Raw genomic sequence first — 24,367 nt, 5'->3', positions numbered from 1 at the left:
AATTGCAAACAGGATGATGGTTGGTTTTTGTCTTTTCTTTGCATCTTTATATCCTACCCCCGGTTTTCATTCACTGGTTGAAAATCCATTGTCTTAAATCAGCCATTTTTCCCGGGTTGAAATCCTCATCCAATAAATTTTTACATCCTGTTTTTTACCCTAAAATCATCCGGAATGAAAAAATATATTTTTCTGTTGATTGCTATCAGCACGTATACTCTTAAAATAGCTCCTGCGCAAGATTGCTATCATCTCATCTGGGCCGATGAATTTAACAACGAAGGAAAACCTTCTTCTGAAAACTGGAGTTATGATTTAGGTGCAAGTGGCTGGGGCAATAATGAACTGCAGGAATACACCAACTCAAGCCTCAATTCATATGTTGAGGATGGCAAGCTTATCATAACGGCCATCAAGCAAAACAACAAATGGACCTCGGCACGGCTGGTTACGAAAAACAAAGCCGATTTCCTTTATGGCCGGATGGAAATCAGAGCCAAACTGCCGGCAGGAACTGGAACATGGCCCGCCATCTGGATGCTCCCAACCGACTGGGAATATGGAAACTGGCCTGCCAGCGGCGAAATTGACATCATGGAACACGTAGGATTTGACCCGGGAAATGTACATGCTACCGTTCATACAGGAGCTTACAATGGCTCTCTTGGCACCCAGGTTGGCAAAAGCATTCAGGTGCCTGACTTTGATACCGCTTTTCACACTTATTCCATTGAATGGACAAAAGACAAAATTGATGCCTTTCTTGACAATGAGAAATACTTCACATTTGAAAACGATCATTCAGGCAATACCGACACATGGCCCTTTGATAAAAAGTTTCATTTTATTCTCAACATAGCCATGGGTGGAAACTGGGGCGGCCAGCAGGGAGTTGACCCTGAATTGAGTAAATTATCCATGGAGGTGGACTATGTAAGAGTATATGCGCAGGATGATAAACCGGTAATTTCAGGAAATTCCGTTGCAAAACCCGGCGAAACCCTCACCTTTGAATTGCCTTTTACTTCCGGAGCCAGCTACACATGGAATTTACCTGAAGATGCCCGGATACAGAACGGAGCAGGAAGCCACCACATTACTGCAATCTGGGGAAAAACATCCGGCAAAGTCAATGCTACTATTGTTAAGCCATGTGGCCAGGTAACAGCCCAACCATTTGAAGTTACAATAAAATAACACTTTCTGCATCGGGAAACTCGCCGCCAATGAAGCAAATCTCTCACTTTATTATCTTTCTCATCGCTGCATTTCTGGCAGTGTCATGCCGGTTTAATCAAAAAACCACACACACAAACGACAACGTTGAAGCAAAAGTGGAAGCCCTTCTTCAAAAAATGTCGGTTGAAGAAAAAGTAGGGCAGATGATGCAGGTAACACTGGATGTACTGACATACGGAGAAAACCCGCAGAGCAGCTATGAACCTGTAATGCTCGACACGGCCATGCTTCATAAGGCATTTGCCCAATATCATATTGGTTCAGTATTGAATACAGCCAATAACAGCGCACGCGACCCGCAGCAATGGAACCGGCTGATTGGGCAGATTCAGGATTATTGCATTAAAGAATCACCCAATAAAATACCTGTTATTTATGGGTTGGATATGATTCATGGAGCGTCGTATGCTGTAGGGGCAACCTTGTTTCCACAACAAACCGGGCTTGCTGCCACCTGGAATACCGAACATGCCAAAATAGCCGGAGAAATAACAGCCTACGAAACAAAAGCAACAGGTGCAAGCTGGATTTTCAGCCCTGTGATGGATTTGGGGGTTGATCCTCGCTGGCCAAGATTCTGGGAAACATTCGGTGAAGACCCCTACCTGGCAGCTATCACCGGAAAAGCTTTTATTACCGGCGCCCAGGGTGCAAACAATACCATAGGAGCATCAAACCACGTGGCCACCTGTCTGAAACATTTTATGGGATATTCACAACCAAGAACAGGAAAAGACAGAACTCCTGCCCTTATTCCTTCGAATATGCTGCGCGAATATCATCTTGTTCCCTTTAAAAAAGCCATTGATGCAGGCGCCTTAACAGTTATGATAAACTCTTCTGTTATTAATGGATTGCCCGCCCATGCTGATAAAAATCTCATCAGTGGAATACTAAAAACAGAATTGAATTTTCAGGGGTTTGCCGTCAGCGACTGGCAGGATATTGAATATTTGCACACACGCCATAAGATTGCCGAAAGCCCTAAAGAAGCTGTGAAAATTGCAGTAAATGCAGGGGTTGATATGTCAATGGTACCATTTAACTTTGATTTTGCTGATTATCTTCTCGAACTTGTAAACGAAGGCGAAGTTCCAATGGAACGCATTGACGATGCTGTCAGACGGATTCTAAGAGTGAAATTCTTATTGGGATTATTTGAAAAACCTTATACACTCGCAGCAGATTATCCTGATTTCGGTTCAGAAAGATTTGCAGCATTGGCACTTCAGGCTACAGAAGAATCCATCACTCTGCTCAAAAATAATGACCATATACTTCCATTGAATAAACATGCAAAAATTCTTGTAGCCGGCCCGGCCGCTAACTCAATGCGCCCTTTGAACGGCGGATGGACTTATACCTGGCAGGGAGACATGACAGATGAGTTTGCCGCAGATTATCATACGATATTTGAAGCACTGCAAATGAATGCTGCACGTCCGGAGAATGTTGTTTTGTGTGAAACAGTCAGGTACAATACATCAGGCGACTACAGAGGCGAAACGGTTGATTCATTTGAAAAGTTTAAACAACAAGCCTTACAAGCCGATTATATACTTTTATGTATTGGAGAAAACTCATACACGGAAACTCCCGGCAATCTAAACGACTTGTATCTGTCTGATAATCAACAGGAGCTAATAAAAACAGCAGCATCAACAGGTAAACCTGTAATTCTCATACTGGTTGAAGGCAGGCCGCGCATTATCAGCAAAGCAGAACCACTGGTATCAGGAATCCTTCATGCTTACCTTCCGGGAAACTATGGCGGGCAGGCCCTTGCCTCTATCATTTACGGGGATGTTAATCCCTCAGGGAAACTTCCATATACCTATCCGCGATATCCAAACAGCCTTGAATTATACTATCATGCCTATACCGAGCAACTTAAAGATGCCAGTTCAGGCAATGGCCAGGCTTTTAATCCGCAATTTGAATTTGGGTATGGATTAAGCTATTCAAAGTTTGAGTACAGCGAACTTTCAATTAGCAAAACCATGTATAAACCGGGCGAAACCATCAAGGGCAGTGTAAAAGTGCTGAATAATTCAACAAGGGCCGGCATGGAAGTTATTCAGGTTTATGTGTCGGATTTGGTGGCCTCACTAACACCTCCTGTAAAACGGCTAAGGTCTTTCAGCAAAATAATGTTACAGCCCGGTGAAATGCAGACTGTACAATTTGAAATTCCGGTGAATGATCTTGCCTTTGTAAACCAACAGGAACAATGGCTGATCGAAAAAGGTGAATTTACACTCACTATTAACCAGCTCTCGCAAACATTTAAAATAAGCGAAAGCAAAACCGGGCTCTGAACTGCTGTTTTTATGGATAATGCAGGCTTAAAGATAAAATTACCCGTCAATTAAGGTTGAATCATCCCCATTAACCATTGATTATCGCTTCAATTGCAGGCTAAAGCTTAATATCAGCAATATATTGAACAAACACAGAAGATTGCTAACTTTGCCGCCTGAATAAGAAGTCAGACTTTAACTGCATTTAATGGATTTTAAACTCACTGCCACTGACACGCAATCACATGCGCGTGCAGGTATCATAACCACCGATCATGGTGAAATAGCCACACCTGTTTTTATGCCGGTAGGCACTGCAGGAACAGTAAAAGCCGTGCATATCCGCGATGTGGAACAGGATGTTAAAGCCCGCATCATTCTGGGCAACACTTATCATTTATACTTACGACCCGGACTTGACATACTGAAAGAAGCCGGCGGCCTTCATAAATTCAACGGTTGGACCCGGCCTATATTAACCGACAGTGGTGGCTATCAGGTATATTCGCTCACCGACCGTCGCAAGATGAAAGAAGAAGGGGTTGTTTTTCAATCACATATTGATGGTTCACGCCATATGTTCAGTCCTGAAAGGGTTATGGATATTCAGCGTGTAATTGGAGCTGATATCATCATGGCATTTGATGAATGCACACCTTATCCATGCGATTATGATTACGCCAGTAAATCAATGGAGATGACACACCGCTGGCTTGATCGCTGTCTTTTGCGTTTTAACGAAACCGACAATCTTTATGGCTACCGGCAAACACTATTCCCCATAGTCCAGGGAAGTGTTTATCGTGATTTAAGGATAAAATCGGCTGAAAAAATAGCTTCATGCGGGGCCGACGGGAATGCCATCGGAGGTTTGGCTGTAGGCGAACCGGTAGAAACAATGTATGAATTTACGGAGCTTGTTTGCAATATACTACCCAAAGACAAACCCCGATACCTTATGGGTGTTGGCACCCCTGCCAATATTCTGGAAGGAATTTCACAGGGAGTAGACATGTTTGACTGTGTTATGCCCACCCGAAATGGCCGTAATGGTATGATTTTTACCCGCAATGGCATTGTAAATCTGAGAAACGAAAAATGGAAGGCCGACTTTTCACCCCTCGACGCTGAAGGGCCTTCGTTTGTCGACAGTGCTTATACTCGTGCATATGTCAGACATCTGTTTATTGCCGGAGAAATGCTGGGCCCAATGATTGCCAGTCAGCACAACCTTGCTTTTTATCTTTGGTTGGTTGACGAAGCACGGACAAGAATTATGGATGGCACTTTTGCCTCCTGGAAATCTCAGATGGTCATTAAACTGTCGCAACGACTCTGATAATAAAGCATCAAATAATCCGTTAAAACGAACCGGCCATCATATTACCGGAAGCGCATGAAAAAACTCGATCTGTACATTATCCGTAAGTTTCTGGGCACTTTCTTTTACGCGATAGCTTTGCTGGCCGTAGTCATTATCATTTTTGATATTTCTGAAAAAATTGACGACTTTCTGGAACGCAAGCCCCCGCTGGAAGCCATTGTTTTTCAGTACTATGCAAATTTCATCCCCTACTTTATCAACCTTTTCAGCTACCTGTTTACATTTATTGCAGTTATCTTCTTTACGTCAAAAATGGCTTCCGATACCGAAATAGTAGCCATACTCAACAGTGGAATCAGCTTTAAACGGATGCTGAGGCCTTATCTGATTTCAGCATTTTTTCTGGCTTCCATGTCTTTTGTTCTTACCAATTTTGTTATTCCTGAGACCAGTAAAAACATGCAGGAATTTCAAAAAAAGTATCTGAAAAAAGAGAAAAGAAACAGCGACAACAATTTACATATGCAGATTAGCCCGGGTGTTTTTGCCTATGTTGAAAGCTTTAATAAAACTGACAATTCAGGCTTCCGGTTTTCTCTCGAAGGGTTTAACGAAAAAGGAATGGAATACAAAATCACCGGCGACAATATTAAATGGGACAGTGTAACCGGAATGTGGAAAATTGAAAACTGGGTCAAAAGACAGATTAAGGAAAAAGGAGAAATCATTACCCGCGGAGCCTCAAAAGACACATTACTTAATCTGAAGCCGGATGATTTTACGGTTGATTTAGACGATGCTGTTTACATGAATTACAGAGAACTGCGCGAATTTATCGAAACAGAGAAGCTAAGAGGTTCAGGAAATCTGATTAAGTTTCAAAACGAAAAACACAAGCGAATCGCGTTCCCCTTTGCCACCATTGTTCTGACAATTATCGGAGTAGCGCTTTCGAGCAGAAAAGTGAGGGGCGGCATCGGATTTCACCTGGGTATCGGAATTACCATTTGTTTTGCCTTTATCCTGTTTATGCAGGTAACTACTGTTTTTGCCACTTTTGGAAACCTGCCTCCGGTCATTGCGGTGTGGATACCTAACTTTATTTTTGGGCTGTTAGGCATTTACCTTTTAAAAATTGCACCAAAGTAAGCGGTCGCTATTGCATCAGTTTTCCGCTCCACACAAACAATCCTTTCAACTGTTCCGCAATCTCAGGTTCCTGATCAAATAATCCAAAAACAGCTGAGCCACTTCCGCTCATGGCTGCATATACAGCGCCCATCTGAAGCAGCTGCTGCTTTATATATCCGATTTCAGGCCATTCGTCAAAAACAGCATTTTCAAAGTCGTTGGGCAACAAACTGTTCCAAAGACTGGGATTAACAGTAATATCAGCCAACGGGGGCAGATGCTTTCCGGAAGGGATTACATGCCCGTAAGCCCATGCAGTGGAAACAGACACATCAGGTTTAACGACCAAAATATATTTTTGGCCGTAAAAGGTATCAAGCGGCTGCAAATGCTCACCTCTGCCGGTGGCCAGACAAGGTCTGTTTTCAATAAAGAAAGGGCAATCGCTGCCCAGCTCAGCGGCAAGTTCCTTCAGCTCCTGATTACAGATTTTAAGCGAAAACATCCTGTTTATCAGTTTCAATGTAAATGCTGCATCAGAAGAACCGCCTCCCAGCCCGGCTCCGTGAGGAATCATCTTGTGTAGAAAAATTTTCAAGGCCGGAACATTAAACTTTCGCTGCATCAGTCTGAAAGCCTTCACACACAAATTAGATTCAACATCACCACCAATAGCAATGCCTGAAGATGAAAAACTGAAACGCCCATCAACAGATGGCGTAATTTCCAGCGCATCAGCCAAACCTACCGGGAGAAATAAAGATTCAATATCATGATAGCCATCCCCCCTGCGGGCAACAACGCGCAAACCAAGATTGATTTTAGCATTAGGAAAAACTATCATAATTCAGCCGGTTTATTTCGCAGAAGAAGAATAAATGCAAATATACAGCATAAACAACGAAGTAGCATAACGAATAAGCTTATGAGTAAAGCAGGCGATGCAAGCAGCATACTTTGAAATTTCAAAAGTTTAACCACCGTTATTCATGATTTACCTTTAAATTTGTTTAGAAAACCCAACTACACCATATGACCATAATAAACTCAGTGATAGCATGGTTCATGAAGAAGCGGATGCATCAGATTGAGCTTTTCATGAAATATCCGCACGATGTTCAGGATGAATTATTCAGGAAACTCATTCTCTCTGCCCGCAACACTGAATGGGGCAAAAAACATGATTATACTTCCATCACCACTTACGAAGATTTTGTTAACAGGGTTCCGGTTAATGAATACAATGATTTAAAGCCCTATATTGACAGGTTGCGGCAGGGTGAACAAAATTTATTGTGGAGCTCTGAAGTAAAATGGTTTGCCAAATCATCAGGGACAACCAGCGATAAAAGTAAATTCATTCCCGTAAGTCAGGAAGCCCTGGATGAGTGCCATTTTAAAGGCGGCAAGGATCTTTTGTCGATTTATTGCAACAATCATCCCGATACCCAAATTTTCTCAGGCCGATTGTTGGGAATGGGAGGAAGTCATTTCCCTGACAATCCTGAAGCCGGCACTTTTGTCGGAGATGTTTCGGCCATTATAATGGAAAACCTGCCCAGCTGGGTAGAACTTATCCGAACACCTGATTTATCCATTGCGCTGATGTCGGAATGGGAAAGCAAGATTGAAAAAATAGCGCAGATTACCCGTCATGAAAACGTTACCAACATAACCGGAGTTCCTTCATGGACGTTGGTTTTACTCAAAAGGGTACTTGAAATTACCGGCAAGCAGAATATCAAAGAAGTTTGGCCCAATCTCGAGCTATTTATTCATGGAGGGGTTAGTTTTACTCCCTACCAAAATCAGTTTCGTCATCTGATTTCAAATCCGATGAATTATCTTGAAACATATAATGCTTCAGAAGGTTTTTTTGGGATTCAGGACAGAAACGAGGCCGATGATATGCTTTTAATGCTGGATTATGGCATTTACTATGAATTTCTGCCGCTGAACGATATAGGGCAATCAGAAACAGAGGCTATTCCATTGCGCAAAGTCAGAACAGGGGTAAATTATGCCATGATCATCAGCACCAATGCCGGTTTATGGCGTTACCAGATTGGCGATACCATTGTATTTACCTCAACAGAACCTTACCGGATAAGAATTACAGGACGGACCAAAAACTTCATCAATGCATTCGGGGAAGAAATAATTATTGACAATGCTTTAAAAGCACTTGAAAGCGCCTGTGACAAAACAGGAGCCATGATTAATGAATTTACAGCAGCTCCAGTTTATTTTAGCGAAAGCAGCAGCGGAGCACACGAATGGCTCATTGAATTTGAAAAAAGACCTGATGACATTGCTTATTTCACTGAATTGCTCGACAATGCGCTGAAGTCGCTTAACTCAGATTACGAAGCCAAACGCTATCACAACATGGTGCTCAATGCCCCCATTATAAGGGAATTGCCTTATGGAACTTTTTATAACTGGCTAAAAAAGCGCGACAGGCTGGGCGGGCAATACAAAATCCCCCGTTTATCAAACAACCGCATTTATGTTGATGAAATTCTTGACATGGCAGGAAAACACGCAGAAAGTTAATCATGGGCAAGTGTATGGTTTTGCATTCTTTCATTGAAATGGTCATGCACAAAACGAAAGCTTTTGGCAGAATACACATCCATTTCAACGTAAAAAATTTCAGAGTTATTCCATTACTTCTTACATTTGACGGGCTAACAAACGCAGCACAAATTCATTCACCAATCCAGAGAAACAAGTCATGCATATAGCAATAGCAGGAAATATAGGTTCAGGAAAAACCACCCTTACCGGACTACTGGCCAAGCATTTCGGATGGCAACCCCATTATGAAGATGTAGAAACAAACCCATACTTGCCGAGTTTTTATGAAGATATGCAACGATGGTCATTCAATCTTCAGGTGTATTTCCTGAATAGCCGTTTTCGTCAGATAATTGAAATCCGCAGCAGTGGAAAAACAGTGATACAGGACAGAACCATTTATGAAGATGCCTACATTTTTGCACCTAACCTGCATACAATGAACCTGATGACCAGCAGGGACTTTGACAATTACACTTCGCTGTTTGAGTTAATGAGCACATTTGTAAAACCGCCTGATTTGCTCATCTACCTGAGAGCAAGTGTACCTACGCTGGTGAGTCAGATTCAAAAACGAGGCAGAGATTATGAAAATTCTATCCGCATTGATTATCTGAAAAGCCTGAATGAAAGATACGAAACATGGATCAATAAATATACACTGGGCAAACTGCTGATTGTAGAAGTTGACAACATTAATTTCTCTGAAAAGCCAGAGGATCTTGCGGGTGTAATTGAAAAAATCAACGCTGAAATCAATGGACTTTTCTAAATCTCCGTTGAGGGTGGCGGGCATTATACCTGCCCGTTACGCCTCTACCCGCTTCCCGGGCAAACCTTTGGCCATGATTAGCGGAGTGAGTATGATTGAACGCGTTTACAAGCAGGTTTCAGCTTGCAGCCTGATAAATGCAGCAGTTGTTGCCACAGATGATCAACGCATTTTTGAGCATGTAAAAAATTTTGGAGGCCGGGTAATCATGACCTCGCCCAATCATCAAAGCGGTACCGACCGGATTGGCGAAGCCATCCACAAATTAGCGGGAGTTGGAGAAAAATTTGATATTGCTGTAAACATTCAGGGCGACGAACCTTTTATACAACCGGCTCAGATTGAGAAAGTCATCGGTTTGTTCAGCCATTCTCACACGCAAATTGCCACCCTGATTAAGAAAATTGAAACTGAAGAGGAACTATTTAATCCTAATGTTGTAAAAGTAGTAACAGACAAGAACGGCAAAGCCATGCTGTTTAGCCGCTCTCCTATTCCATATATCAGAGGTCAACAGGAAAAAACCTGGATCAACAAGCATTCGTTTTATAAACATATAGGCATTTATGCTTACCAAACACAAATACTCGAACAACTGGTAAAGCTTGAACCAGCGCCAGGCGAACTGGCAGAATCGCTGGAGCAACTTCGCTGGTTATGGAACGGATATGCAATTTACACCGAAACTACTGAGTTTGAGACCTTCGGAATAGACACCCCCGAAGATTTATCAAAACTTACCAACAATAGTTGAAAATTAAGCCCTTTCGCTTTATCTTAGCCAGTTCAAAATATCAATATCTGCAAAAGCAACGCTTTTATTACAAAGTATTGATGACCAGCAGGCATATCAATTTTTAAAGTGAAAAAACAAACGCTATGATTACCGAAAAACACATCAGCAAGCTGTTATTTGAACACGACTGCGTGATCGTACCCGGTTTAGGAGGATTTATAGCCAACTATTCTCCGGCATCAATACATCCGGTACATCATACTTTTTCACCACCTTCACGAACACTGGCATTTAACGCCAGCCTGCGAAACAACGACGGATTGCTTGCCACTTCCATCAAGACTGAATTAGGAATAAGTTTTCAGGAAGCCATTGAAATCATTCATGGAGATGTATCAGAAATCAAAGCAGGAATAAACAGTGGCAGGTACCTGATGCTTAAGCAAATTGGCACATTATCAATAGACCGCGAAAAAAACATCCAGTTTGAACCTGATGCAGACATGAATTATCATGCAGATGCATTCGGCCTTTCCACATTTACATCACCATCCATAAAGCGTGCCGGCCTTCAGGAAAAAATCAGCCGCAGGCTTATGCCACCACAACCGGTTCATTCATTAAGACGACTTCCGTCGGCACTCAAATGGGCTGCAGTAATCCTGCCACTTGCAAGCATTTCTATCTGGAGCGCTCTTCATCCCGAAAAAATCAACGGGCTATATGACAATTATGCTTCATTATTCCCTACAAAGGAAAAAGCGCTTGAAGTACGCAGCTCCAGAAATTCAGCAACGGAATCTGCTTCTGTTTATCAAATGAATAAAAACCGGGTAGCCACAGCCTCTATTGTTCCGGCTTTTACCGAAACTGAAAAAGCATCCGAAATTCAACCTGCGGCTAAAAATGTGTTTTTTATTATAACCGGGGCATTTGGCATTCAGGAAAATGCCGAAACGCTGGTGAATGAATTGAAATCACAGGGCTATGATGCCAGCATTGCCGGTCAAAACAGCAATGGGCTATACAGGGTAAGCATTCAGGGGTACAGTGATAAAGAACTGGCTATGCAAAAAGTGGAAGAATTCAGACTTGGCGAGTTCCCCGGAGCATGGTTACTCACCATGAGATAAGATCTTGATTTTACATAAAACATATCATGCCGGATTTTTATAACTCCGGCATTATTTTTACACCATTTAGTTTATTTTTGCACCCTGATTTTCAGAAATCACCATTTATTTCAACTGCAAAACTGCAATACTATACTTTACCCCATTGGCAAAAAGAAAAATTGAACGATTCGCTGAAAATGCGACTTTCCCGCACTTGTTTCAGCCCACATTCGACGAACTAAAAGCCGGCTTCAACATGAAAGGCTGCTGGCATGAATATTTCGGCAATGACCACCCGATAACCCTTGAGCTGGGTTGTGGCAAAGGAGAATATACGGTTGCCCTGGCTGCCCGCTATCCCGAAAACAACTATATAGGAATTGATATCAAAGGAGCGCGCTTATGGCGAGGGGCAAAAACCACAGCCGAAAGACAAAGCACCAACGTGGCTTTTTTACGCACCCGCATCGACATGATTCTGGATGCATTTGCACCTGAAGAAATCAGCGGAATCTGGATTACCTTTCCTGATCCTCAACCCGCAAAAGCCCGCAAACGTCTGACTTCTCCTATGTTTCTGAACCGGTACAAAACTTTGCTTAAACCCGGCAGCATCATTCACCTTAAAACCGACAACCGGGCTTTTTTTGATTTTACGCTTCAAACAATTCAAGAAGAAGGTCATCAGTTGTTGATGCACACTTTCGATTTATACAACAGCAATTTGCAGGAAGATGTGATGCTTACGCAGACGCATTACGAAAAGATATTTCTTGGACAGGGAATTCCCATTAATTATCTGCGATTTATACTCAAATAAATCATGCAACAATATTACAGCCGCGAAAGCCTTTCATTTTTCGAAAAAGTATATGAGGTTGTAAAACTTATTCCATTGGGCAGGGTAACCACCTATGGGGCTATTGCCGCTTACCTGGGCAGCAGGGGCTCGGCGCGTATGGTCGGATGGGCTATGAATGCATCACACAACTCGTCGCAACCTGTTCCGGCACACCGGGTGGTTAACCGGAATGGTATACTCACCGGAAAACATCATTTTGAAGGCTATGAGCTCATGCAGCAACTGCTCGAAAGCGAAGGAGCTTTGATTGAAGATGACAGGATTACCAATTTCAGGGAACTTTTCTGGGATCCTGCTATTGAACTTTCCCTATAAAGTTAACCGGCAACACCTTAGCGTTTTAAAATGGCTGAATCCCAACCTGACAAAGCCAGTTTTTGTGCATTTTCCATCATAAAAGATTGAATCAAATCAGGTCCAACAATAAAAGTAACGCCAGCTGCAGGCTGTTTTTCAACTTCAACATAAACCTGGCCAGTATAAGGAAGAGCTGTATTATAAACTGTTTCATGCATTTTCTTTTCGGGCTTCAACACGTAATCTGAACGTGCAGCAACAGAGCGCCCAACACCTGCCAGCAGAAAACAGGAAGCCTGGCGGTGATAGACCAAAGCCGGAGCTCCGCTGTAGCCTTCACTAAAAGGTGCATCAGTAAACAAAATACCTTCTTTATTATCAGGGTTGCTGATTAAACCTGTGGTCATCATAAATCGTCCGGATGGAAAGCCGGTAAGCCAGATTCTATCCCCCCAGTTTAAATCTTTAGCTGAAACCAATTTGAGTGTTGTTGAAACGGGAAGTTCCATCCTGCTTTGTGAAACTATTTCAAGCAAAGCCAGGTCGTTGCCCGCATCAATAGCAACAATAGCCGGCCGCAAATTTCCACCGACATTGTTTATTTTCATCACAAACCCTGTTTTTACCGACAACCCGAGCAAGTATCTTTTGCCATCAGCACTCAGCCTTTCATCATAGGTATAAATAGTATCGGGAAAATGAACAAGATGTGCACAGGTAAGCAGCAGTATTTTATTATCTGATTTATCAATTGCTGTAGCACTTCCGCTAAACGATTCATTTTGAACAAATCTGGCCCGTGTTGCCCCAAGTGCTCTGCCTGACTTATAGGATGCAAGGGTAACCAAACTATCAGGTTCAAACACCTGTGACTGATAACTTACAAAAACCGAAAGTTTCAGAACCGAATTTGTAAGCTCCTTGTACTGTTGCTGCATTTCACGATTTTCAAAAATACCTGAAAACCCGCACTGCGATACATCAGCAGTCCCCTGATGATATACACTGCAGGAAACATTCATTAACATCAGAAATATAAGTATTGGCCCTAACCTATTCATGTCATTGATTTTGTCGGATTAAAACGGAATGCCTCCAGGCAAAAAGAAACTAAATATAAGCAATTCCGACGCATAAAATCAAATCGTTATTTTTCACGAAAAGAATAAACAAATCAAAGGCAAAGCATGAGCCTGCTTCAAATAACCCTCATCTCAAAATTACAACCTGACAATAAATCTACCTGCCCGAATACCAGTGCAGAATAAAATAGCAGAAAAAACTGCCATATTTTTTTCAAAAAACGGCCTGGCCAGCAACCAACTATTGGTAGAACCATGGCTGGGCAAAACGAAAAACCGCCCTGAACATATCAAACTAATTATCAGCTATTTAAACACATTTTAAAACAAAACTCAATGAAAAGAATCCTCTTGTTGGTTTCCGCTATTTTTGCGATTGGGCATTTGGGAGCTCAATCCATCAAAGGTCCTGATCAGATTTCCTACTTTCAGGTTCCTGCTGAAGGTGTAAAATATGAACAGGCAGATGTCTATATTATGACTGATAAGGTGCTTGAAGAAGCCAAACTTGAAGCCCAGAAAGAAAAAAATTCGGCTTTGGGCTCCAAATTCGGGGCATTAGGACAGGCAACTGCCGGAATGGTAAATAAAACAATGGACTATACCGCAAAAATGTCGAAAGCCATTGATGCGCTGAAGGATGACAAAGGCCGTTTTGCTGTTTGGAACTTTGTACCACAGTATATTATTGCCAATTCCGACATCAAATCAACAATGATAGTTGAGATATATGTACTCAATGACGAAGACCCCAGTCCAAGCGCAGGAATGTCGCCACTGAGCCCTGACAAGAACGGGTATTATGACATTCCTTATTACATCAACTGCAGATACAAAGTTACCACGCCAAGAGGTGATGTTTTAGCAGAAGAAAACCTGGGAACACTTTCAGGCACAATGAAATCGAAGAATTACAAAGCACCAGCACCTTCATCAGGAGGTTTAATGAGTGTTACAGTAGAAGAGAGCGATGAACTTACCGAGTCAGAAAGAATTGGAATCAGCGTAGCTTACAACAGGGTTCGTCAGGATATTTTTGGCCGCTTTGGCTTTGGCACCTTCTCATCCCCTATCAAACTGGGTGTTATCAAAGAAATTAAAGAATCGAAGAAATTTATTGAACCTGTACTTTCAGTTTTTGAAAACAAGAATGCATTGCTATTAAATGCAAAAGAGAAGGAAGAGGTCAAGAACTTTGTGGATATTATAGAATCCAATCTGGGTAATTGTACCGAAAAATCAAGATGGGTTGCCTACCATAATCTTTCGGTTTGCTATGCATGGCTCGAAAATCCGGAAAAAGCTTCGGCCTATTATAAAAAATACGGCGAAGAAATCAAGGAAACCATTGATGAAATGGCCAAATGGAATCTGCTGCTTCAGGGAAAACTACCCAAAGAAGACAGAAAAGGACTGGTTATTGGCATGAAGGATCAGAAAAAGTTCAGAAATTATAAAGACATCGAAACATTTGTTACCTACTACCCTGCCGGAGCCAAACGCTATGAGAAACTGATGACAACCATCAACCGCGACCTGGGCAAATTTGTTGATTTTTATGCTCACAACGACCTGTTGTGCTCGCTATATGAAATTGACTATCCGTTTCAGTTTTTCCCATTGCAGGACTTTGCCGGTTTGCCCAAAAAAATGGAAGGAACATTAACCAAAGAAGGCGATGAGCCCATTAGTTTTCAGGTAAAATTTGATTCTGATCGCCGAATCAAGCAGCTTGAAACCGATCAAATCAGCCGCGGAGATGATGGTTCAAAAGAGAAACTCTTTTCGAGGGAATTAAAACCCACCTATGACGAGGTAACAGGAAAATTTCTTGACATTGTTACTGATGCAGGAATGTGGCAAAAAAGCATGGCTTCAAACATTTACTTTTCGGGTAAACTGAATGAAATTTATGACCCGTTATTGAAAGAAACCTCGCGCAGCGCCAATAACATTACCAAAAAAGCAGGTATCTTCTCCAGTAAAACGTCTGATGAGATTGTTCAGCTAAAAGTTGACCTTGACGGAAATATTTATTTTGCTGGAAACAACAATTATTTTAAGGCAAATGCCATTTTTAAAGACATACTCACTTCAAACGGTATTGAAGCCAAACGCACGGATACCAAATCAAAATTCCTCACAAAAGCTACCATCAACGAAAATGGTGTATTTACCAGCTGGAGTTGGGATGGCGATGTTACCACCTCTTTCGGCGCAAGTTTCTCCACAAGGGAACAGTCAATAAAGGCGACCAAACTGCTGCGCGAAATCATTGTTCTTGACCAGGACGACAAAGGAAATCCGACAAAAGTTAAATACAACTTTGACATGAAGGGAAGCCTTAATATCGCGCAAAAGATGAGCTTTAAAGAATGGTTTACCGAATCATATGCTCAGGGTGGAGCGCCTAAAAATAAAGTAAGCCAGGATAGTTTTGAATTTGGTTCAAGCCTTGAATGGCCCTGCTCATTCAAATATGATGAGCAAGGAAACTGGATTGAAATGAAAGTCGGCCCATATACCGCAACCAGAACTTTTAAATACTAACCCGAATAGCAGAAGGGCTTCTCTTAGGGGAAGCCCTTTAACATAATACTGATATGAGAAACCTGTTTAACTTACTGCTTCCGCTATTGATGGCGGGAACAAGCCTGGATGGCTCGCTTTATTCCATTGTGACTAAAAAGGATGATGCCATCTTAAATAAAAAGTACACAAAATTTATTGTTGTGGATGAAGCCACACATTATGTACTTGCAAAAACTCCCGCTATTTACGATGCTTCAAAGGAGATGCCGGTGAATTATTTTACGCTTGACCTTTCTGATATCTTACCAACTCAACAACGCTCATTTACCATTCATAACCTGACCGAGAGCAACGGTGGCGATGAATATGACTGGGTTTTGGAAGATAATGCCGATGAAAATGCCATCTTTTTTTCACGCAGCAATTTTGTTATACAAAAGCCATCCATGCATTGGAGAATGGTTGTGCGGGGCGAACGCGTTCTTTTACAAAATCAACGAACAGGCTCATATGTCAAAATGAACCCTGATGGCTCATACGCTGCTGTTGAAAATGAAGCCGAAGCCAGTCACTGGAAATTGATTCACATATTTTAACTGCAGATGATGAAAAATTACAAAGGACTTCTATTTATTCTCGCCTATATCCTGACCATTCCGGCCATTTACGCTCAACAAGGTGAATTTTACCAGTTTTCACTCGAAAAAGAGACCAAAGTACGCGGGAGCAAGATTTATTTCGAAGGATTCACCAACAAAGGCAATGAAAGCCAGATTGATGTTAATGCACTGGCCAAACCCGGCATTGACATATTCTACTACACGTATAGTGGTGTAAAAGCAAAAAAAATACAGAACCACATCAGCTGGACAACTCATCCGCTTTTTGAAGAAGTAACTAACGCATCAGAAGCAGATGTAATCATCGGAGGCTCCTACCTGATAAAAACTTCAGAAGAAGTTGAAGAAAACCTCTATTTTGAAAAGGCAAATAGCGTAGGCGGTGCCATTCCGTACTATGAAACCCGGCAAATAAATACCGCCGGAATTAATGTCCTGATCACTTATACGTATAAAGACAAAACCACTGATTACGATACCATTAACATCCAGTTTGATTCTGAACGGAAGCCGGGCAAAAAACTGCTGCCGGTAAGTGATCTGCTCGCCAAATGTGAATCGTCGCTGAAGCCCGGCTTTTACAACACATTTAAATTCTATAGCCATGAGCCCGTTTGGTACAAATTTCTTAGTGTAAAAGTGAAAGACAAAACTTTAAAAGAAGAGCTATCTTCAGCTAAAGTCCTCTTTGAATCCGGTGAAATCAAAAAACTGGGAAATCTTTATCAGAGGATATATTCAGCCGAACCCGACAATAAAGAAGCTGCATTTAATACAGCCATGTGCTATGAGCTGATAGGCAATTATGCAAAAGCTCAGGAATATTATGCCATTATGCCTGATTTTCACGCTAAAGTTAGAATGAAACAAAACCAGATTCTATTCGATTATCTGAATGAAATCGGCGCCAATCCGATAGTAGAGGATTTTTAGTATAACCAGCCTTATTATAAAAAAGTGCCTTGACAAGTCAATCAAGGCACTTTTTTTATCACCCGAAAAACAGGCTATTCAATTATTATTCAACACATTACAAACAGTCAACTGCTCTGATTTCTGCTTTAGAAGTTTGCTAACTCCCTATAAGTACAAAACCAGCCCAGTTTAACGGAAGGTATCCTTTGGCAATACAATCAAGTTTTGCCAATCGCAATGAGTTTGCATAATCATTTCCCTGTAAAAGGTATTGATAAAACGCAACCATAAGAACACTGGTTTTAGCGTCATTCACTCTCCACAAAGAGGCCATTACATTGGGCACACCAGCAAACATAAATGCCCGCGGCAAAGCCATTACACCTTCGCTTTCGTATATCGCACCGACGCCTGAATTACAGCTACTAAGCACCACCAGGCTGGCATTGGTTTTTAAGCTTGACAACTCTCCTATATGTAAGAAACCATTATCAGAAACGCCCCGACACGTATCAGCTATTTTTTCGGGAGCTAAGAAAACACCTGAAAATTCAGGCTCTTTTTTTGAAGCAAAACCATGAGAAGCAATATGAATAATGCTGTAATCGCCAGCATATTTTTTAAGATTTGATTTAGTTGCATCCTTGTTTAGTAATACCCTGTGATCAATCCTGCAGCTTGTAAATAAGCTGTCAAGCTTCCTCACCTCCCTTTTCGTAAATGGCAACGGCACCAGATGGTCAGCACTGAATAAAAAGTCAAAACCGGCATCATCCGGTGCTTCACCCCGCGAATAAGCTACCTGATCGACAGGTTGTTCCGTTTCAAAAACGGGTGCAAGTGCCAAAATATGATTATTTTCAGCAGCGGCCTTTTGTGATGATTTATTCCACAATGCAAAAGAATAATTATACGCAATTGACTGATTTTCAATCAACATTTTGCCATTCACCGGACTGGGCAATACTTCAAGAGGCACTTGTAAAAGTGAATTATCAGGTATAAAAGTAATTTTCGCGGCCAAAGAAATTTTTTGTGTCATTGGTTTCAGCAGCAGGTTTGCCAGAGCACCTCCCGAATCATCTGTTTGATTTCCTGTTCTCACATCTCTGAGAAAATCCTGAACAGCTGTATCAAATTGCCCCTGTTCATCAATGCGTGCCAACTTTGTACCATCCTGATCAATACCCAGTAAAATCACTTTTTTATCGGAATGAAAAACATCCAACACCAAATGCCGGTCATTGAGTTTTGTTTCAGGCAAAGAGAAATCGCTGTCAAGATCCAAGAAACTACTTACCGATGACTGACTTCTGATAATGCTGTAATTGACAATCAGCATTTCAATCAGTTTATTTCTGATTTCGATGCCAAGACTATCAGCCAGTAAGCTATCATTCATAATCAATGCTGATGTTTTCTGGTTTTTCAGAAAGCGGACCATTTTTTCCAGTTCCAGCTTAGATCTCCAGAGGCTGTCATGAGTTGAAACAGCCTGAGCGTATGCATACCTTTCAATTTCAGTCATCAATTGAAAAGCTTTGGCCGTACTAACAAAGCGAAACGCCATTTGCTGAGGGATATCTGCAATATCCAGATTATCAAAAATCCGGGAAGCCACAGTTTTATATTCCTTAGCAAAATCACGAATGGCATCAGCATCAGAAATATTGCGGGCGAGCATACGCGTGAGTGTATCATAGCACGAAGCAGATTGAAGTGCCATTTGCAGAGCCATCTTTTCATGAGTGAGCATATATTTCTGCAAATAAACATTATTGGCCAGGTTGTATATTCTGCGCAGTACCTCTTTATGTGCCGATGAGCAGGTAAATGCAGGGAGGCTGTCAAATTGAGAAATGGTAAGTAAATTTAAGGCTTTAACGAGCATTTTTTCAGCGCCTGCCGCATCAGAGCCAGCCAACAGGGCCTCAGTTTTTAAAGCAAGCACTTCTGCCAGTTTATCATTTTCCTGAACATCCTGAGACAACAGCAAATCGCAGGCTCTATCCAAATAAAACAAAGCACTGTCAATCTGAAAAGGAAGATAGCCTTCACCAATAACTGAATAAAGGTAGTGTCGTGGGAAAGGTCTGTTTTCGATAATCTGCCCGTAGGCTGACAAGGCAATGCCCGCATATTTCATAAAGTTTTCGGCATCGCCAAGCTTACTGTAATTAACTGCCAAATCAACAGGAATGGCAGCCTTAAACTTAATATGCGGATAGTTTGTAGCCTGTTGAATTTCATCAGCCTCATTCAAATATTCAACAGCTTTTGAAAAATTGCCGGTTTCGTGCAGTTTGTCAGCGATGGTATAAGCCAGAATTATCAAAGCGGTTGAATCGCGATAGTATTTTCTGGCAGCCGTTTTATACTGATTTTCAAATATTTCAAGAGCAAGGTAGGGCTGTTCAACTGCCAGCTTATTGGTAATTGTATGATCGTTAACAAGAACTGTATGTTTTAAACCAAGTGCCAAAGCCATTTTCTTGCTTTCCAGCAAATAATTAATTCCGGTTAGCATTTCCGGCGTATTAACATAATAAAGGCCCAAATCGCCTAAACAATCAACATAAACAGGCGATTTATCGTTCATCTTTTTTAAAGCCTGACATTGACGCTCCAAAAAATACAGTTTGGATTGACTTACACCATCCCATGCATTGGCCAGATATCCCATAATACGCATAGCTATGGCAAATTCATAATGAAGCGTATCCTGATGAGAGATCATCAAATCAACATTTCGGTTGAAAACACGGAAAGACGAATCGTATTGTTTGGTCAGATAAAGCATCACCCCCTTTTCATTCTGAACCTGATAATATCTCCGATAGTTTTTTTTAGTTATAAAAGTATTGCCTATTGAGTCCAAAAGCATTTGCGCCTGTGTAAAATCCTTGCTACTGAATGCGTGCATAGCCTTCCTGTAATCAGGAATGCTATCGTACCCGCGCAATTGCCAGTAAAGCGGTCCGTACTGGGCAAAACCCTCCGGAATTTCAAGAGCTAAACCAATAAAAAGAAAAAAAATAATTCTGATGATTCTGAGCGGAATTAACCTGGAAATGATAGACGCTGTAATTTGTTTAAATGTCATAGTCGAGTTTTCGCCCTTTAGCCAAATGGATAGTTTATAGTAGTTGCGGGTGTTCCTAATAATAAATGAGAATCATTCATCTCTTTCAGAAAAAAATTATCCAAGCCGTTCAGGTTGAAAATTAAACCTAAGGCTTATGATTTATCAACAAAAGGCTGAAAAGTTGTTGTCTGAATAAAGATGCTTCAAATTACCAGTGCATGATCTGACAATCAAAAATCATAAATAACTCACTGGCAACAAGTTAATTCATCAAAATGCAATTATTTATCCCTTGCCAAAAATATAAAATAAGCCGGAAACAGCCCTATTAAAAACACCGGTTATCACAACTTCTGTTAATTATTGGTTAAGCAACAAGAAAACTCCCCTGATAGTGCAAGAAAAAATTGCAACTTTGTACTGAAATAATTTCAGGAATGAAGCTTACCCGCAACAAAGAATCAGAAGCCTTTTCAATTGAATCAATTTTAGATATAGCAAATATTGTTATTTCACGATACGCAGCGCGTAACATAATCCCATCGCGTGAGAAAGAGGATGTTAAGATGGCGGTGGTTGAGAAATTTATCAACCAAAAGAAGAAAATTGACAAGGCCTTTGAAGGGAAATCGAAGCTTTCAACTTATTACATTGCCATTATGAACAGGATGTGTTGTGAAGTGATAAGACATGAAAGCAAGCATTGGTATTCGGTAAATGAAGACAAAAAAGAACTTTACGAATCTGACCCAATCACTTTAAATATTGAAACTGAAAAAAACACCATCTTCCATCTTGAAGAGAAACGCCTGGATAGCATTATTCATTCATTCAAGGATGAAGAAGGAAAATTGATTCTATTTTTAAAATTCTACTTTCATCTCACTTTAAGCAGAAAGGACTTTGAAAAATACAGTATTGATAAAGCAAATGAATTGATGCTAATCCTGAGAAGGGAAGAAACAACTGCAAAAAGTGAGATATTTGACAAATTAGCTGAAGCTGTAAACCTTGTTGAACAGAAAAACGTTAAAGGAGATGCTGTAAGAATGTGGCTTCACAAACAAATTGAAACCTTATTGAGCAGGCTTAACAAAAGTGGTGATACCGAATATACAAGAGAGAGTCTGGAAATAATCATTGAAATGCATTATGCAAGATTATGCCCGGTCATGAATACTATTCCTGTTGCGCTAATGATTCTATTTCTTATAACTGGATATGGATATTAAGAAGCATTTATCGGAAGAAGAAATTGCCATTTATGCAGATGCCATCAATGACAATAACTGGGATTTGGTTCCGCAAAATCTGATTGCTCACATTCAGAGTTGTGAACAGTGTTATGCTGAAGCAGCTATTGTGGCTGAACTTTCAAAAGAACTTTCCATTAAACCCAATAGAAAAAAACAATTGAATTCGAAAAGCTGGCTGCTGCCTGTTAGTGCTGTTGCTGCTGCCGGAATTACGGTGATGGTCATTCTAAAGTTAATTCCTGCCCACCAAACCTCTTCATCAGAAAAAATTGCAACCACCACCAAAAATCAGATAGTAACTAAAAAAAACAGGATAACCGATAATACTAAACAAATTACGCCTGCAGGCAAACCACTGAGTTCTGATAATAAACCCACTGAAACAACAGCGGCAAATCAGCATGAAAAACCTTTGCAGCAAAAGGAAATGCTTGCTTTATACACGCCTGACGAAAGGCTCGAAAAATTGTATAACAGTTTTAAAAGCACATACAGGGGCGAAACTGTTAAGGTTATTACAAATACCATTCTGGAGGTCCCCGGTAGTGATTCCCTGAAATGGAGCAACCCCGGGCACGAAGAACTTGTGGTAGAGTTTTATGACCATTCTGGCAAAAAGATATCAATACAGTCAACACATCAACAAGGTATAAAAATCCCTGTCCAAAACAGCGGCTTGTATTACTGGAAACTGATAAACCAGGATTATGATCTATTGTATGTAGGAAAAATAATTGTCAGATAAATTTTTCTGAATAATCTGCCAAATCAGAATCATGCACGAGTGCGGCGCTACTTCCAATAATAACAAAAAACAACATTTCTGTCAATTTCCATTACCAGGCTTAACTTCAATAGTTAGCTTATCGCTGAATAGTTCTCCTTCATCTGTCAGGCATTTAATCACAATGGCGTATTTTCCGGGTGTTTCAGGCGTAATAAATGAAAAGTTAGCACTCCCGTCATGATTGAGCACAAGTGCCGGATTCCAGTAAATTGTGTTTCTTGCGTCCGGAATACCCTCTTGAGCAATCAGTTTATTGCCATTCGTATAGCGTTCCTGAAGAAAAAGATAATTTAAAAAGATACCGGAAGAAGGCAGGTCAACGCCGGCAAAGTCGCCTTTTTTTGAAATAATGCTGATAATGCCTCCAAAAGTAAGATCTCCTTTCACGTAAGGCAGGTTTACCACTTCAATTCGCAAAATGTCGGTGGGTGCCGCAGCCAATATTTTCTCCGGATCGTCCACCGCAACCCAGTCAACAAGTACAAGCGGATCAAACACAAGCATCTCAGGCTGATCACCAATTACTTTAAAATACTTCTGTCCGTTTCGCTTTCTCACTTTAACGAGGCCGGGCAACTCATTAAAGTACTCCTCAAGAGTAGGCAATTGAATATAGTCTTCAAATTTGAGCACATCAGTAGGAGTTCCATAAAATGCTGCAGCTGAAGTATCGGCCTGTGCCTGAATGGCCGAACTTTCATTTTTAAAAATGCGGTTTAACCGGGCATTGGCGGCCAGTTTAATGGCAAGTTTACGCTCATCGGGCGACAACCTGAATTCAGGTTCAGGCAGCCTGACAGGCATAGCACAAAAGTCATTATCAACCAGTATTGCCTGATTGGCAAGATCTGACTTTTCAGCCCCAATAAACAAATCTCTATAACCGGTATATGCTGGCAGTGCAAATGAAAAACGCCCGGCTGAATCAGTAAACCGCGACATAAAATCCCTGCCGGGGCCAATAATAGATAAATTTACACGAGAATTTCTTACTACTGTTTCTGTTGAAAGATCCATGAGTTTGCCGGAAATGGTAAGACCTCTGATTTCAGGAAAAAACACTTCGGTTTCAGGCTGAGGCTTGCGGTTTGAGGAAGAAACAACAGCTGTAGAGGAAGTCCAGTCAGGAACTACCGAGATGCACAATTCATGGAGATGCATTTTTTGTGAAACCGCTGAAACAACAGACACATCAACCTTTTCATTTGGCTGAAATGACTGCTTGTAATGATTGATTACAAGCAACTTACCATCAACAGCCGGAACTTCTCCCATTGCCTGAAACGCCATTGTATCGGAACCCGATAAAAAATCCTTGCGTTGCGGATTAACAATTCTGATACCAACACAGGCAAAAGATTCGGGCCCTGCATTTCTCATATATTTTGTGTAAGCGCGCACATAATAAGTTCCTGTAATCACATCATCAGGTATTTCTACAAAGCCATTGGCCTGGCTATCTTCAATCAAGCTTTTTACTCTCGAAATACTTTTACCATCAGGTGAGATAATTTCGATATAAAGAATGCCGCTTGGGGGAAGATCATTTTTTGTAAAAGAAGATACCCATGCTTTAAACCAAACTTGTTCACCTGAAATGTAAAAAGATCGGTCGGTAATCAAATTCACCTTTTCAAACAGAGAAAAACCCTCGTTCTGCTGTCCTGCGAGCCTTATTGAAGCCAGCAACAACAGCAACAACAGCCCTTGTTTGAAAATAAATTTTGCTTTCAT

Annotated in this window: 19 protein-coding genes; 15 read left to right on the top strand and 4 right to left on the bottom strand. The window is 41.1% G+C overall.

Going from position 1 to position 24,367, the window contains the following annotated elements; translation table 11 throughout:
* The first annotated feature begins 174 nt into the window (after nt 1-174).
* The 4 genes from H6541_05355 to H6541_05340 all read left to right on the top strand — a co-directional run bounded on the left by H6541_05355 (nt 175) and on the right by H6541_05340 (nt 6,012).
* Nucleotides 175-1,197, top strand: a complete 1,023-nt coding sequence (locus H6541_05355) for a glycoside hydrolase family 16 protein (protein MCB9015204.1) — start codon at nt 175-177, stop codon at nt 1,195-1,197.
* Between the two features lie 29 nt (nt 1,198-1,226).
* Complete coding sequence (locus tag H6541_05350) at nt 1,227-3,557, top strand: glycoside hydrolase family 3 C-terminal domain-containing protein (GenBank protein MCB9015203.1); 2,331 nt, start codon at nt 1,227-1,229, stop codon at nt 3,555-3,557.
* A 190-nt stretch (nt 3,558-3,747) separates the two neighbouring features.
* Nucleotides 3,748-4,878, top strand: coding sequence for a tRNA guanosine(34) transglycosylase Tgt (gene tgt, locus H6541_05345; protein ID MCB9015202.1), 1,131 nt, complete (start codon nt 3,748-3,750; stop codon nt 4,876-4,878).
* A 57-nt stretch (nt 4,879-4,935) separates the two neighbouring features.
* Nucleotides 4,936-6,012 (top strand): LptF/LptG family permease, encoded by a 1,077-nt coding sequence (locus tag H6541_05340; GenBank protein ID MCB9015201.1) that lies wholly within the window; start codon nt 4,936-4,938, stop codon nt 6,010-6,012.
* 7 nt (nt 6,013-6,019) lie between these two features.
* On the opposite strand, the gene H6541_05335 is transcribed toward H6541_05340, so the two are convergent.
* Nucleotides 6,020-6,838, bottom strand: coding sequence for a 4-(cytidine 5'-diphospho)-2-C-methyl-D-erythritol kinase (locus tag H6541_05335; GenBank protein MCB9015200.1), 819 nt, complete (start codon nt 6,836-6,838; stop codon nt 6,020-6,022).
* A gap of 188 nt (nt 6,839-7,026) precedes the next feature.
* Between H6541_05335 and H6541_05330 the strand changes: the two genes are divergently transcribed.
* The 6 genes from H6541_05330 (at nt 7,027) to H6541_05305 (ending at nt 12,374) form a co-directional block, all read left to right on the top strand.
* Complete coding sequence (locus tag H6541_05330) at nt 7,027-8,550, top strand: GH3 auxin-responsive promoter family protein (protein MCB9015199.1); 1,524 nt, start codon at nt 7,027-7,029, stop codon at nt 8,548-8,550.
* 181 nt (nt 8,551-8,731) lie between these two features.
* Complete coding sequence (locus H6541_05325; GenBank protein ID MCB9015198.1) at nt 8,732-9,346, top strand: deoxynucleoside kinase; 615 nt, start codon at nt 8,732-8,734, stop codon at nt 9,344-9,346.
* Between the two features lie 7 nt (nt 9,347-9,353).
* Nucleotides 9,354-10,100, top strand: coding sequence for a 3-deoxy-manno-octulosonate cytidylyltransferase (kdsB, locus tag H6541_05320; GenBank protein MCB9015197.1), 747 nt, complete (start codon nt 9,354-9,356; stop codon nt 10,098-10,100).
* A gap of 125 nt (nt 10,101-10,225) precedes the next feature.
* Entirely contained in the window at nt 10,226-11,215 is a 990-nt protein-coding gene (locus H6541_05315) for an HU-CCDC81 and SPOR domain-containing protein (protein ID MCB9015196.1), read from the top strand.
* Between the two features lie 145 nt (nt 11,216-11,360).
* Entirely contained in the window at nt 11,361-12,017 is a 657-nt protein-coding gene (gene trmB, locus H6541_05310; protein MCB9015195.1) for a tRNA (guanosine(46)-N7)-methyltransferase TrmB, read from the top strand.
* Between the two features lie 3 nt (nt 12,018-12,020).
* A complete protein-coding gene (locus H6541_05305) occupies nt 12,021-12,374 on the top strand; it encodes an MGMT family protein (protein MCB9015194.1) in 354 nt (117 codons plus the stop codon).
* Nucleotides 12,375-12,391: 17 nt separating this feature from the next.
* Here H6541_05305 and H6541_05300 read toward each other — a convergent pair whose 3' ends face one another.
* Nucleotides 12,392-13,417 (bottom strand): trypsin-like peptidase domain-containing protein, encoded by a 1,026-nt coding sequence (locus tag H6541_05300; protein MCB9015193.1) that lies wholly within the window; start codon nt 13,415-13,417, stop codon nt 12,392-12,394.
* A 357-nt stretch (nt 13,418-13,774) separates the two neighbouring features.
* Between H6541_05300 and H6541_05295 the strand changes: the two genes are divergently transcribed.
* Genes H6541_05295 through H6541_05285 form a run of 3 tightly spaced genes read left to right on the top strand, consistent with a single transcriptional unit; the run spans nt 13,775 to nt 17,523 of the window.
* Nucleotides 13,775-15,988, top strand: a complete 2,214-nt coding sequence (locus H6541_05295; GenBank protein ID MCB9015192.1) for a hypothetical protein — start codon at nt 13,775-13,777, stop codon at nt 15,986-15,988.
* A 53-nt stretch (nt 15,989-16,041) separates the two neighbouring features.
* The gene (locus H6541_05290) at nt 16,042-16,566 is read left to right on the top strand and encodes a hypothetical protein (GenBank protein ID MCB9015191.1); all 525 of its coding nucleotides are present in this window, start codon (nt 16,042-16,044) and stop codon (nt 16,564-16,566) included.
* A 9-nt stretch (nt 16,567-16,575) separates the two neighbouring features.
* A complete protein-coding gene (locus H6541_05285; GenBank protein ID MCB9015190.1) occupies nt 16,576-17,523 on the top strand; it encodes a tetratricopeptide repeat protein in 948 nt (315 codons plus the stop codon).
* A gap of 139 nt (nt 17,524-17,662) precedes the next feature.
* Here H6541_05285 and H6541_05280 read toward each other — a convergent pair whose 3' ends face one another.
* Complete coding sequence (locus tag H6541_05280) at nt 17,663-20,608, bottom strand: CHAT domain-containing protein (protein ID MCB9015189.1); 2,946 nt, start codon at nt 20,606-20,608, stop codon at nt 17,663-17,665.
* Nucleotides 20,609-21,027: 419 nt separating this feature from the next.
* Here H6541_05280 and H6541_05275 point away from each other — a divergent pair, with 419 nt between their 5' ends.
* Together H6541_05275 and H6541_05270 are read left to right on the top strand one after the other, a co-directional pair.
* Nucleotides 21,028-21,822, top strand: coding sequence for a sigma-70 family RNA polymerase sigma factor (locus tag H6541_05275; GenBank protein ID MCB9015188.1), 795 nt, complete (start codon nt 21,028-21,030; stop codon nt 21,820-21,822).
* Nucleotides 21,812-22,591: a hypothetical protein gene (locus H6541_05270; protein ID MCB9015187.1), complete on the top strand. Its 780-nt coding sequence runs from the start codon at nt 21,812-21,814 to the stop codon at nt 22,589-22,591. The genes H6541_05275 and H6541_05270 overlap by 11 nt, the downstream gene beginning before the upstream one ends.
* Before the next feature lie 81 nt (nt 22,592-22,672).
* Here the strand turns inward: H6541_05270 and H6541_05265 are convergent, their stop codons facing one another.
* The gene (locus H6541_05265) at nt 22,673-24,367 is read right to left on the bottom strand and encodes a hypothetical protein (protein MCB9015186.1); all 1,695 of its coding nucleotides are present in this window, start codon (nt 24,365-24,367) and stop codon (nt 22,673-22,675) included.

The organism is Lentimicrobiaceae bacterium, assembly GCA_020636745.1.
Lineage (GTDB): Bacteria > Bacteroidota > Bacteroidia > Bacteroidales > Lentimicrobiaceae > Lentimicrobium.
This window is presented reverse-complemented; position numbering and strand designations above follow the sequence as displayed.

Coding starts and splice junctions, on each gene's coding strand:
- H6541_05355 (MCB9015204.1), top strand. CDS start 175: ATGAAAAAATATATTTTTCTGTTGATTGCTATCAGCACGTATACTCTT.
- H6541_05350 (MCB9015203.1), top strand. CDS start 1,227: ATGAAGCAAATCTCTCACTTTATTATCTTTCTCATCGCTGCATTTCTG.
- tgt (MCB9015202.1), top strand. CDS start 3,748: ATGGATTTTAAACTCACTGCCACTGACACGCAATCACATGCGCGTGCA.
- H6541_05340 (MCB9015201.1), top strand. CDS start 4,936: ATGAAAAAACTCGATCTGTACATTATCCGTAAGTTTCTGGGCACTTTC.
- H6541_05335 (MCB9015200.1), bottom strand. CDS start 6,838: ATGATAGTTTTTCCTAATGCTAAAATCAATCTTGGTTTGCGCGTTGTT.
- H6541_05330 (MCB9015199.1), top strand. CDS start 7,027: ATGACCATAATAAACTCAGTGATAGCATGGTTCATGAAGAAGCGGATG.
- H6541_05325 (MCB9015198.1), top strand. CDS start 8,732: ATGCATATAGCAATAGCAGGAAATATAGGTTCAGGAAAAACCACCCTT.
- H6541_05315 (MCB9015196.1), top strand. CDS start 10,226: ATGATTACCGAAAAACACATCAGCAAGCTGTTATTTGAACACGACTGC.
- H6541_05305 (MCB9015194.1), top strand. CDS start 12,021: ATGCAACAATATTACAGCCGCGAAAGCCTTTCATTTTTCGAAAAAGTA.
- H6541_05300 (MCB9015193.1), bottom strand. CDS start 13,417: ATGAATAGGTTAGGGCCAATACTTATATTTCTGATGTTAATGAATGTT.
- H6541_05295 (MCB9015192.1), top strand. CDS start 13,775: ATGAAAAGAATCCTCTTGTTGGTTTCCGCTATTTTTGCGATTGGGCAT.
- H6541_05290 (MCB9015191.1), top strand. CDS start 16,042: ATGAGAAACCTGTTTAACTTACTGCTTCCGCTATTGATGGCGGGAACA.
- H6541_05285 (MCB9015190.1), top strand. CDS start 16,576: ATGAAAAATTACAAAGGACTTCTATTTATTCTCGCCTATATCCTGACC.
- H6541_05280 (MCB9015189.1), bottom strand. CDS start 20,608: ATGACATTTAAACAAATTACAGCGTCTATCATTTCCAGGTTAATTCCG.
- H6541_05275 (MCB9015188.1), top strand. CDS start 21,028: ATGAAGCTTACCCGCAACAAAGAATCAGAAGCCTTTTCAATTGAATCA.
- H6541_05270 (MCB9015187.1), top strand. CDS start 21,812: ATGGATATTAAGAAGCATTTATCGGAAGAAGAAATTGCCATTTATGCA.
- H6541_05265 (MCB9015186.1), bottom strand. CDS start 24,367: ATGAAAGCAAAATTTATTTTCAAACAAGGGCTGTTGTTGCTGTTGTTG.